The sequence below is a fragment of the Pseudomonas sp. Pseusp49 genome, assembly GCF_059491875.1.
The window spans coordinates 4,966,453-4,979,686 of sequence record NZ_CP168514.1 but is presented as its reverse complement, the minus strand read 5'-3'; the positions used below and the strand labels follow the sequence as shown (position 1 = coordinate 4,979,686).

Here is a 13,234-nt window from a genome sequence, read left to right as displayed (position 1 = left end):
TTCAGCCCGCCTGGCGCTGCAACCTGGCGACTAATTATTTCAAGACGTCATCCGTTCTCATTGGTGAATTGCACAGCGCAACCCTCATCACCCCGTAGGAGCGAGATCGCTCGCGATGGTCGTCAACGATGACGACGGGCGCCTGACACCCCGCGGTGTTCTCCGGATTTTCGCGAGCAGGCTCGCTCCTACCAAGCCGAATTCAGGCAGGAAACCTCATGACCGACGCATTCGAACTCCCCAGCACAATGGTCCAAGCCCTTCAGCGCCGCGCGGCCCTGACGCCGGATCGGGTGGCCCTGCGTTTTCTTGCCGAGACCCCGGAACAGGCTGTGGTGCTCAATTATCGCGAGCTGGATCAGCGGGCGCGGACGATTGCCGGCGCCTTGCAGGCTCAAGCGGATGTTGGCGACCGCGCCGTGCTGTTGTTCCCCAGCGGCCCGGATTACGTCGCGGCGTTCTTCGGTTGCCTGTACGCCGGGGTGATCGCGGTCCCGGCCTACCCGCCGGAGTCGACGCGCCGTCATCACCAGGAGCGCCTGCTGTCGATCATCAGCGATGCCGAGCCGCGCCTGCTGCTGACCAGCGCCGGGCTGCGCGATGCATTGCAGCAAATCGACGGGGCGCCGCCGTTGCTGTGTGTCGACACCCTCGACGGTGCACTGGCCGAACGCTGGGTCGCGGCGGATTTGCAGGACGATCACATCGCCTTCCTGCAATACACCTCCGGCTCCACCGCACTGCCCAAGGGCGTGCAAGTCAGCCACGGCAATCTGGTGGCCAACGAATTGCTGATTCGTCACGGCTTCGGCATCGACCTCAACCCCGAAGACGTTATCGTCAGCTGGCTGCCGCTGTACCACGACATGGGCCTGATCGGCGGCTTGCTGCAGCCGATTTTCAGCGGCGTGCCTTGCGTGTTGATGTCGCCGGCGTACTTCCTCGGCCGGCCGTTGCGCTGGCTGGAAGCGATCAGCGAATACGGCGGCACCATCAGCGGCGGGCCGGATTTTGCTTATCGCCTGTGCAGCGAGCGGGTCAGCGAATCGGCCCTGGAGCGGCTGGACCTGAGTGGCTGGCGCGTGGCGTATTCCGGTTCCGAACCGATTCGCCTCGACACCCTGGAACGCTTCGCCGAGAAGTTCGCGACCTGCGGTTTCACCGAGGTCAGCTTCATGGCCTCTTACGGCCTGGCCGAAGCCACCTTGTTCGTGGCCGGCACAGCGCGCGGCGAAGGCATCGGCAACCTGCGGGTGGACGATCAGGCCCTGGCGCAGAACCGGGTGGAAGCGGGCGAGGGCAGCCCGATCATGAGTTGTGGCATCAGCCAGCCGGCTCACGCCGTGCTGATCGTCGACCCGGTCTCTCTCAGCGAACAGGCCGACAACGCCGTCGGTGAAGTCTGGGCCAGCGGGCCGAGCATCGCCCTCGGTTATTGGCGCAACCCTGAGGCGTCAGCCAAGACGTTCGTGCGGCACGCCGGCCAGACCTGGCTGCGAACCGGTGACCTGGGTTTCATGCGCAACGGCGAGCTGTTCATCACCGGCCGCCTGAAGGACATGCTGATCGTGCGCGGGCACAACCTGTACCCGCAGGACATCGAGCAGACCATCGAGAGCGAAGTGGAAGTGGTGCGCAAGGGCCGCGTTGCCGCCTTTGCCGTCACGGTCGATGGTCAGGAGGGCATCGGCATCGCCGCCGAAATCAGCCGCAGCGTGCAGAAAATCCTGCCGCCCGAGGCCCTGATCAAAGCCATTCGCCAGGCCGTTGCCGAGGCGTATCAGGAAGCACCGAGCGTGGTGGTGCTGCTCAATCCGGGTGCGCTGCCCAAGACGTCCAGCGGTAAATTGCAACGCTCGGCGTGCCGCAGTCGACTGGCGGACGACAGCCTCGACAGCTACGCGGTGTTCCCGTCTGCCAGCACCGAAAGTGCAAGCCAGGTCGAGTCGGGCTCTGAGCTGCAAAGCCTGATCGGCCGGATCTGGTGCGAGCAATTGCAGGTCGGGCAGGTGGGCGCCGACGATCATTTCTTCCTGCTCGGCGGCAACTCCATTGCGGCGACGCAAGTGGTGGCGCGCCTGCGTGAAGCGCTGGGGCTGGAGTTGAACCTGCGCCTGCTGTTCGAAGCCCCGACCCTTGGCGCATTCGCCGATGCCGTGGCCCGCCGGCAACAGGACGGTGGCCTGGCCCAGGGCGCGATCACGGCGCTGTCGCGCCAGCAACCGATGCCGCAATCGCTGGCACAAAACCGTTTGTGGATCACCTGGCAACTCGACCCCCACAGCAGCGCCTACAACATTCCGGGTGCCTTGCGCTTGCGTGGCGAGCTGGACGAGGACGCATTGCGCGCCAGTTTCCAGCAGTTGATCGAGCGCCACGAATCCCTGCGCACGCGTTTCTTCGAGCGTGATGGCGTGGCCCTGCAGCAGGTCACTGCGGGTGCTGGGTTCAACCTGCAAATGATCGACATCAGCGACCTGCCGGCCGCCGAGCGTGAAGCCCGTGCGCTGCAAATCCGCGAGGATGAAGCGCGTACCCGGTTCGATCTGGAGAAAGGCCCGCTGCTATGGGTGACGCTGGTTCGCCTTGACGACGAAGACCATCAGTTGTTGGTGACGATGCACCACATCATTGCGGACGGCTGGTCGCTGAATGTGCTGATCGACGAGTTTTCGCGCCTGTATGCGGCGGCCTCCCAGGGCCAGCAAGCGCTGCTGGCGCCATTGCCGACGCAGTACGCCGATTACGCCAGCTGGCAGCGCCAATGGCTGGCGCAAGGGGAGGGCGAGCGGCAACTGGCCTACTGGAAAGCCCGTTTGGGCGATGAGCATCCGATTCTGAGCCTGGCCACCGATCATCCACGTTCCACACAGCAACTGCACAGCGCCGCCCGCCATACCGTACGTCTGGGTGCAGCCCTCAGCGATGGGATTCGCCAGACCGCCCAGGCCCACGAATCGACCTCCTTCATGCTGCTGCTCGCCGCGTTCCAGGCCTTGCTGCATCGCTACAGCGGTCAGCGTGACATCCGCATCGGCGTGCCGAACGCCAACCGTCCGCGCCTGGAAACCCAGGGCCTGATCGGCTTTTTCATCAACACCCAGGTGCTGCGCGCCGAGGTGGATTCACGGCTGCTGTTCACTGAACTGCTGGGGCAAACCCGTCAGGCAGCGCTGGGTGCGCAAGCGCATCAGGACTTGCCGTTCGAACAGCTGCTTGAAGCCTTCCCGCAGGCCCGTGAACAGGGTTTGTTCCAGGTCATGTTCAACCACCAGCAGCGCGACCTCAGTGCCTTGAAACGCCTGCCGGGGTTACTTGCCGAAGAGCTGCCGTGGCACAGCCGGGAAGCCAAGTTCGATCTTCAATTGCACAGTGAGGAAGATCGCAATGGTCGCCTGAGCCTGTCCTTCGACTACGCCAGCGAGTTGTTCGATGCGGCGACCATCGAGCGTCTGTCCGAGCATTACGCCAACTTGTTGCGTGAAGTCTGCGAGCGTCCGCAAACGGCCCTCGGCGATCTGCAACTGCTCACTGAGCCTGAGCACAACCAGCAAGCGAACTGGTCCGTTGCACCCTGCACACCGGCCAGTCAATGGCTGCCGGAACGGCTCGACCAACAAGCCCGATTGACGCCGCAGCGCACGGCGCTGCTGTGGGACGGCGGTCAGCTGGACTTCGCCGGACTGCACAGCCAGGCCAACCGCCTGGCCCACTACCTGCGCGAAAAGGGCGTCGGCCCGGACGTCTGCGTGGCCATTGCCTGCGAGCGTTCGCCGCAACTGCTGATCGGCCTGCTGGCGATCCTCAAGGCCGGTGGTGCCTATGTACCGCTGGATCCGGACTACCCGGCCGAGCGCCTGTCCTACATGCTCAGCGACAGCGGTGTCGAATTGCTGCTGACGCAAACCGGGTTGCTCGATCATTTGCCGGCCAGCCAGGGCGTCAGTGTGATCGCCATGGACACCTTGCACCTGGACAACTGGCCAAGCCAGGCGCCGGGTCTGCATCTGCAAGGCGATAACCTCGCCTATGTGATCTACACCTCGGGATCCACCGGTCAACCCAAGGGCGTCGGCAACACCCACGCGGCGCTGGCCGAGCGCCTGCAATGGATGCAGCAAACCTATCAGTTGAACGAAGCCGATGTGCTGATGCAAAAGGCGCCGATCAGTTTCGACGTGTCGGTGTGGGAGTGCTTCTGGCCGCTGATCACCGGCAGTCGCCTGTTGCTTGCCGGCCCCGGCGAACACCGCGATCCGCATCGCATCGCGCAGCTTGTGCAAGCGTACGGGGTGACCACGCTGCACTTCGTGCCGCCGCTGCTTTCGTTGTTCATCGACGAACCGCTCAGCGCGAAATGCACGAGCCTGCGCCGCGTATTCTCCGGCGGCGAAGCCTTGCCTGCGGAGCTGCGCAACCGCGTGCTGGCGCAACTGCCGGCCGTACAGTTGCACAACCGCTACGGCCCGACCGAAACCGCGATCAACGTCACCCATTGGCAGTGCTCCAGCGCCGATGGTGAACGCTCGCCGATTGGCCGGCCACTGGGCAATGTGATCTGCCGCGTGCTCGACAGCGAACTCAATCCGGTGCCGGCCGGTGTGCCGGGCGAGTTGTGCATCAGTGGCAGCGGTCTGGCGCGTGGCTATCTGGGCCGTCCGGGTCTGACGGCCGAACGTTTTGTCGTCGATCCATTGGGCGAGCACGGCGCGCGTCTGTACCGCACCGGAGATCGTGCACGCTGGACTGGCGATGGCGTGATCGAGTATCTCGGTCGCCTCGATCAGCAGGTCAAGCTGCGCGGCTTCCGTGTCGAGCCGCAAGAAATCGAAGCCCGTCTGCTGGCGCAGGAGGGTGTCGCCCAAGCGGTGGTGCTGGTGCGCGAAACGGCGGCGGGTGGACAACTGATCGGTTACTTCACCACCACCGACACTGCTGAATCCATCGATGCGCAAACGACTCGCCTGAAAGCGGCGCTGACGGCGCAGCTACCGGAATACATGGTCCCGGCTCAGCTGATGCGGCTGGACCAAATGCCCCTCGGCCCGAGCGGCAAACTCGACCGTCGCGCCTTGCCGGAACCGCAGTGGCAGGTTCGCGAACACGTTGAGCCCGTGACCGAACTGGAGCAACAGATCGCCGGCATCTGGCGCGAAGTGCTGGGCCTGACACCAGTCGGCCTGCGCGATGATTTCTTTGCCCTCGGCGGCCACTCGCTGCTGGCCACGCAAATCATCTCCCGCACCCGTCAGGCCTGTGACGTCGAGTTGCCGCTGCGGGCGCTGTTCGAACACAGCGAACTGGGTGCATTTGCCGAACAGGTCCGCTTGATCCAGGCCGGCGGCAGCACCAACAAACAGCCGCCGATTGAAACAATCGACCGCCGTCAGGCGGTGCCGCTGTCCTATTCTCAGCAGCGCATGTGGTTCCTCTGGCAGATGGAGCCGGACAGCCCGGCCTACAACGTCGGCGGCATGGCGCGGCTGCGCGGCGTGCTGGATGTCGCGCGTTTCGAAGCGGCGCTGCAAGCCTTGATCATGCGCCATGAAACCCTGCGCACGACGTTCCCGAGCGTTGACGGCGTCGCTCGCCAACAGGTGCACATGGAGACCGGCGTGCGCATGGCCTGGAAGGATTTCACCGCGCTGGATGCCGAAGGCCGCGAGTGGCAGGTCCAGCAACTGGCCGACGATGAAGCGCACCAGCCGTTTCATTTGGAAACCGGACCGCTGTTGCGTGCGTGCCTGGTCAAGACCGCCGAGCAGGAACACTACTTCGTTCTCACCTTGCACCACATCGTCACCGAAGGCTGGGCGATGGACATCTTTGCCCGGGAACTCAGCGCGCTGTACGAAGCCTTTGTCGACGACCGTGAGTCGCCGCTGGCGCCGTTGCCGGTGCAGTACCTGGATTACAGCGTGTGGCAACGGCAGTGGCTGGAGTCGGGCGAGCGTCAGCGTCAGCTCGATTACTGGACCACGCAACTGGGCCATGAACATCCGCTGCTGGAGTTGCCGGCCGACCGTCCGCGTCCGCCGGTACAAAGCCATCAGGGTGAGCTGTATCGCTTTGACCTGAGCGACGAGCTCGCGGCACGGGTCCGTGCCTTCAATGCACAGCACGGCCTGACCCTGTTCATGACCATGACCGCCGCACTGGCGACCCTGCTGTACCGCTATAGTGGCCAGACCGATTTGCGCATCGGCGCGCCTGTGGCCAACCGCATTCGTCCGGAAAGCGAAGGGCTGATCGGCGCATTCCTCAACACCCAGGTGCTGCGCTGCCAGCTCGACGGCCAGATGTCTGTCGGCGAGCTGTTCGAGCAGGTGCGGCACACGGTGATCGAAGGCCAGTCCCATCAGGACCTGCCGTTCGATCATCTGGTGGAAGCCTTGCAACCGCCGCGCAGTGCGGCCTACAACCCGTTGTTCCAGGTGATGTGCAACGTGCAGCGCTGGGAGTTCCAGCAAAGCCGCACCCTGGCCGGCATGACGGTCGAGTACCTGGCCAACGATGCCCGCGCGACCAAGTTCGACCTCAACCTGGAAGTCACCGACCTTGACCATCGCCTGGGCTGCTGCCTGACCTACAGCACCGATCTGTTCGACGAACCGCGCATCGCTCGCATGGCCGGGCATTGGCGCAACCTGCTGGAGGCGCTGATTGCCGATCCGCAACAACGCTTGAGCGAACTGCCGCTGCTGGCGTCCGGCGAGCAACAGCTTCTGCTCGACAGCCTCGGCGTCGAGGCGGGCGAGCATCGGCTGGATCAGTGCATCCATCACCTGTTTGCCGAGCAGGCCCTGGTGCGCCAGGACGCACCGGCCCTGACCTTCGCCGGGCAGACCCTGAGCTATACCGAACTCGATAGCCGCGCCAACCGCCTGGCCTGGATGCTGCGCGAGCGTGGTGTCGGACCACAGGTTCGCGTGGGCCTGGCACTTGAGCGTTCGCTGGAAATGGTGGTCGGCCTGTTGGCGATCCTCAAGGCGGGCGGCGCCTATGTGCCGCTGGATCCGGAATACCCGCTGGACCGCTTGCATTACATGATCGAAGACAGCGGCATCGGTTTGCTGCTCAGCGATGCGGCGATGTTCAAGGCCCTGGGCGAGTTGCCAGCGACCGTCGGCCGCTGGTGTCTTGAAGAAGACGCCGCTGCGCTGGCCAATTTCCCGGCCACCGAGCTGCCGTCGATCAGTCTGGCACAGCATCAGGCCTACCTGATCTACACCTCGGGCTCGACCGGGAAACCGAAAGGCGTGGTGGTGTCCCACGGTGAAATCGCCATGCATTGCCGCGCGGTGATCGAGCGTTTCGGCATGCGCCCCGACGACTGCGAACTGCACTTCTATTCGATCAACTTCGACGCCGCCACCGAGCGTTTGCTGGTGCCACTGCTCAGTGGCGCGCACGTGGTGTTGCGAGCGCAAGGGCAGTGGGGCGCGGAAGAAATCTGCGGCCTGATCCGTCGTCACCGGATCAACGTACTCGGTTTTACGCCGAGCTATGGCAGCCAGTTGGCGCAATGGCTGGCGACCCAGGACCAGACCCTGCCGGTGCGCATGATCATCACCGGCGGCGAAGCGCTGACCGGTGAGCACCTGGCGCGTATTCGTGCAGCGTTCAAGCCGAGCCGGTTCTTCAACGCCTACGGCCCGACCGAGACCGTGGTCATGCCACTGGCCAGCCTTGCGCCTGAAGTGCTGGAAGAGGGCGCCGGCAGCGTGCCGATCGGCAGTGTGATCGGCGACCGCGTGGCCTACATTCTCGATGCTGACCTGGCGTTGGTGCCGCAAGGCGCAACGGGCGAGTTGTACGTCGGCGGCGCGGGCCTGGCCCAGGGTTATCACCAGCGTCCGGGCATGACGGCGGAGCGCTTTGTGGCCGATCCGTTTGCCGCCGATGGCGGGCGTATCTACCGCACCGGTGACCTGGTGCGCCAGTGTGCCGATGGCCTGGTGGAATACCTTGGACGCATCGACCATCAAGTGAAGATTCGCGGATTCCGCATCGAGCTCGGTGAAATCGAAACTCGCCTGCTGGACCATGACTCAATTCGTGAGGCGGTCGTGCTGGCGCTTGACGCACCGAACGGCAAGCAACTGGTCGGCTATCTGGTGACGGATGTCGCCGAGCAGGGCGAAGCGCAGCAATCGATGTTGCGCGAAGCCCTCAAGGCGCATCTGAAATCGCAACTGCCGGACTACATGGTGCCCACGCACCTGATCCTGCTAGCGAGCATGCCATTGACCGGCAACGGTAAACTCGACCGCCGTGCGCTCCCGCCACCGGACGCGGAGCTGAATCGCCAAGACTACGTGGCGCCGACCAACGAGCTCGAAGTCACGCTGGCGCAGATCTGGTGCGAAGTGCTGAACGTCGAGCAGGTCGGTCTCAACGACAACTTCTTCGAACTGGGCGGCGACTCGATCCTGTCGATCCAGGTGGTCAGCCGGGCGCGGCAGCAGGGCATTCACTTCAGCCCTCGCGACCTGTTCCAGCACCAGACAGTGCAGACCCTCGCCGCCGTGGCCACCCGCAGCGAGCAGGTCAACGCCGAGCAGGGCTTGATCATGGGCGAGTCGCGCCTGACACCCATCCAGCACTGGTTCTTCGACACCGATATCGCGCAACGCCAACACTGGAACCAGGCGTTGTTGTTGCAACCGACGGTGGTGCTGGAATCTCATCGCCTGGAGCAAGCGTTGCTGGCGGTGATCGAACAGCACGACGCCTTGCGCCTGCGCTTTGACCAGGTTGCCGGCCAGTGGCAGGCCTTGCACCAGCCGATTTCCGATGCGCCGGTGTTGTGGCAAGTGCGTGTTTCGTCCATGGATAAATGCGCGGCCTTGTTCGCCGATGCCCAGCGCAGTCTCGACCTTGAACAAGGCCCCTTGCTGCGCGTGTTGCTGGTCGATGGTCCTGAAGGCCAGCAACGCTTGTTTATCGCCATTCACCACTTGGTGGTGGACGGTGTGTCGTGGCGGGTGCTGCTGGATGACCTGCAAAGCGTGTATCGCCAACTGGAGGCACGGCAGTCGGTGGGACTGCCGGCGAAAACCAGCGCCTTCAAGGACTGGGCCGCACGCTTGCAGGCCTACGCCGGCAGCGAGTCCCTGCGCGAAGAGCTGGGCTGGTGGCAGACGCAACTGGCCGGGCCAAGTGCCGATTTGCCCTGCGATCACCCTGAAGGCGGACGGCAAAACCGTCATGCGCAAACCGTCAGCGTGCGTCTCGACTGCGAGCGTACGCGGCAGTTGCTGCAACAGGCGCCAAGTGCCTATCGCACCCAGGTCAACGACTTGCTGTTGACCGCCTTGGCCCGCGTGCTGTGCCGCTGGAGCGGTCAGTCATCGGCGCTGATCCAGCTGGAAGGTCACGGCCGCGAAGCGCTGTTCGACGACATCGACCTGACCCGCACGGTGGGCTGGTTCACCAGTGCCTATCCGTTGCGCCTGACGCCGTCGAACATCGAAGAAGCCGCCGGGCAGGGGGCCTCGATCAAGGCGATCAAGGAACAGTTGCGTGTCGTGCCGCACAAGGGCCTGGGACATGGCGTGCTGCGTTACCTCGCCGATGAGCCGAGTCGCCACAGCATGGCGGTGTTACCGCAGGCACCGATTACCTTCAACTACCTTGGCCAGTTCGACCAGAGCTTCGGCGCGGACGCGCTGTTCCATCCGCTGGATGAAGCCGTCGGCGCGGCCCACGATGCCGATGCACCGTTGCCCAACGAGCTGAGCGTCGACAGTCAGGTGTATGGCGGTGAACTGGTATTGCGCTGGACGTTCAGCGCCGAACGCTTCGATCCGTCAACCATCGGCGAGTTGGCCGATGCCTACCTCGGTGAGCTGAGCAGTCTGATCGAGCATTGCCTGCGCGACGACGCCGGCGGCCTGACGCCGTCGGACTTCCCGCTGGCGCAGCTCAATCAGACGCAACTGGATGCGCTGCCGGTGCCGGCCGCTGTTATCGAAGACGTCTACCCGTTGACCCCGATGCAGGAAGGCATGCTGTTGCACACCTTGCTGGAGCCGGGCACCGGCCTGTACTACATGCAGGACCGCTACCGCATCAACAGCGAGCTGGATCCGCAGCGTTTCGCCCAGGCCTGGCAAGCCGTCGTCGCCCGCCACGAAGCATTGCGCGCGTCGTTCTGCTGGAACGTCGGCACAGACATGCTGCAGGTGATCCACAAACCGGGCAGCACACCGATCGAGTACCTCGACTGGCGTGATATCGCCGAAGCCGAGCAAGAACCGAAGCTGCAAACCTTGCTCAAGACCGAACGCGAAGCCGGGTTCGATCTGCTCAACCAGGCGCCGTTCCACTTGCGTTTGATCAGGGTCGGCGCGGCGCGCTACTGGTTCATGATGAGCAACCACCACATCCTCATCGATGCCTGGTGCCGCTCGCTGCTGATGAACGATTTCTTCGAGATCTACAGCGCCCTCGGCGAAGGCCGGGAAGCGCAGCTTGGGCCTGTGTCGCGTTATCGCGACTACATTGGCTGGCTGCAACGCCAGAGCCTGGACGAAGCGCGGCACTGGTGGAAAACCAACCTGCAGGGGTTTGAACGGACCACGCCGATCCCGAGCGACCGGCCGTTCCTGCGTGAACATGCCGGCGACAGTGGCGGCATGATCGTCGGCGACCGCTACACCCGGCTCGATGCCCGTGACGGTGCGCAATTGCGCGAACTGGCCCAGGCTCATCAGTTGACCATCAACACCTTCGCCCAGGCGGCGTGGGCGCTGGTGCTGCGACGCTTGAGCGGTGATTGCGACGTGCTGTTCGGCGTCACCGTGGCCGGGCGTCCGGTGGAGATGCCGCAGATGCAGCGCACCGTCGGTCTGTTCATCAACAGCATCGCGCTGCGGGTGAAGATGCCCGAGGACGGCCAGCGATGCAGCGTGCGCCAGTGGCTCAGCGGTCTGCTCGACAGCAACATGCAACTGCGTGAATACGAATACCTGCCGCTGGTGAACATCCAGGAGCAAAGCGAGCTGCGCAAGGGCCAGCCGCTGTTCGACAGCCTGTTCGTGTTCGAAAACGCCCCGGTGGAAGTCTCGGTGCTGGACCGTGCGCAGAGCCTCGACGCGACCTCGGATTCGGGCCGCACCCACACCAACTTCCCGCTGACGGCCGTGTGCTATCCGGGGGATGACCTGGGCTTGCACCTGTCCTACGACCAGCGCTACTTCGATGAAGCCACGGTCGAGCGCATGCTCGGCGAGTTCAAGCGTTTGCTGCTGGCGCTGGTGGAAGGTTTCCACGGCGACATGGCCGACCTGCCGTTGCTGGGGGCCGAGGAGCAGGACTTCCTCCTCCATGGCTGCAACCGGAGCGAACACGAGTATCCACTGGAGCAGAGCTACGTTTCATTGTTTGAAACGCAGGTCGCCCGACACCCGCAGCGCATTGCCGCCAGTTGTCTTGACCGTCAGTACAGTTATTCGGAGCTGAACCAGCGCAGTAACCGCCTCGGTCATGCGTTGATCGCCGCCGGTGTCGGACGCGATCAACCGGTGGCATTGCTGGCCGAACGCAGCCTCGATTTGCTCGGCATGATCATCGGCAGCTTCAAGGCCGGCGCGGGTTACCTGCCGCTGGACCCGGGCCTGCCGAGCCAGCGTCTGAGCCGGATCATCGAACTGAGCCGCACGCCACTGCTGGTGTGCACGCAAGCGTGCCGTGAACAGGCGCAGGCCTTGCTTGACGAGTTTGGCTGCGCCAGCCGGCCACGGCTGTTGGTCTGGGAGGAGGTCCAGGCCCTTGCGCTGTCGGCGGACAATCCCGGCATCTACAGCAGTGCGGACAACCTGGCCTATGTGATCTACACCTCCGGCTCCACCGGCTTGCCCAAAGGCGTGATGGTCGAGCAGCGCGGCATGCTCAATAACCAATTGAGCAAAGTGCCGTACCTGAACCTGAGCGACGCCGACGTGATCGCCCAGACCGCCTCGCAAAGCTTCGACATTTCCGTGTGGCAGTTCCTCGCCGCGCCGCTGTTCGGCGCACGGGTGGACATCGTGCCGAACACCATCGCCCACGATCCGCAGGGTTTGCTGGCGCATGTTGCGGCCCAGGGCATCACCGTGCTGGAAAGCGTGCCATCGCTGATCCAGGGCATGCTCGCCCAGGAGCGCATGAGCCTCGACGGCCTGCGCTGGATGCTGCCGACCGGTGAGGCGATGCCGCCGGAGCTGGCGCATCAATGGTTGCTGCGCTATCCGCAGATCGGCCTGGTGAATGCCTACGGTCCGGCGGAGTGCTCGGATGATGTGGCGTTCTTCCGTGTCGACCTGGCCTCGACCCGCGGCAGCTATTTGCCGATTGGTACGCCGACCGACAATAACCTGTTGTATGTGCTCGATGGCGCACTGGAACTGGTGCCGCTGGGTTCCGTGGGTGAACTGTGTGTCGCCGGCACCGGGGTCGGGCGCGGTTATGTCAGCGACCCGCTGCGCACGGCTCCGGTGTTTGTGCCGAACCCGTTCGGCGCACCGGGCGAACGCCTGTATCGCACCGGCGACCTGGCCCGCCGTCGCAGTGACGGCGTGCTGGAATACGTCGGGCGCATCGACCATCAGGTGAAGATTCGCGGCTACCGCATCGAGCTGGGTGAAATCGAGGCTCGCCTGCATGAACAACCGGAAGTCCGCGATGCGGCGGTGGGTGTGCAGGAAGGCGCGAACGGCAAGCATCTGGTGGGCTATCTGGTCGCGGCGGATGTGGCGTTGAGTCCGGCCGAGGGATTGGAGCGGATCAAGCAACGCCTGCGCGCCGACTTGCCGGAATACATGGTGCCGCTGCACTGGCTGTGGCTGGACAGGATGCCGCTCAATGCCAACGGCAAACTGGATCGTAAGGCCCTGCCGGCGCTGGAGATCGGCCAGATGCAGAGCCAGGATTACCAGGCACCGCGCAATTACCTGGAGCAGACCCTGGCGGACATTTGGGCTGAGGTACTGAAGGTCGAGAAGGTGGGTGTTCGCGACAACTTCTTCGAACTCGGCGGGCATTCACTGCTGGCCACGCAGATCGCCTCACGGGTGCAGAAAACCCTGCGACGGGACGTGCCGTTGCGGGCGATGTTCGAGTGCAGCACGGTGGAGGAGTTGGCCGGGTACATCGACGGATTGGCGGCCAGCGAGATCACCGAGGAGAAGGTGGATCGCCTGAATGACCTGATGGCGGAGCTGGAAGGGTTGTAGATCTCCATTACTGTTGA

Annotated in this window: 1 protein-coding gene; it reads left to right on the top strand. The window is 64.1% G+C overall.

Annotated features, from left to right (window positions below; translation table 11 throughout):
- The first annotated feature begins 218 nt into the window (after positions 1–218).
- A complete protein-coding gene (locus ACEN83_RS22010) occupies positions 219–13,217 on the top strand; it encodes a non-ribosomal peptide synthetase (protein WP_495578436.1) in 12,999 nt (4,332 codons plus the stop codon).
- The last annotated feature ends 17 nt before the right edge of the window (positions 13,218–13,234 follow it).

What these genes read in the sequence shown, in the direction of transcription:
- ACEN83_RS22010 (WP_495578436.1), top strand. Translation starts at nt 219, where the DNA reads ATGACCGACGCATTCGAACTCCCCAGCACAATGGTCCAAGCCCTTCAG.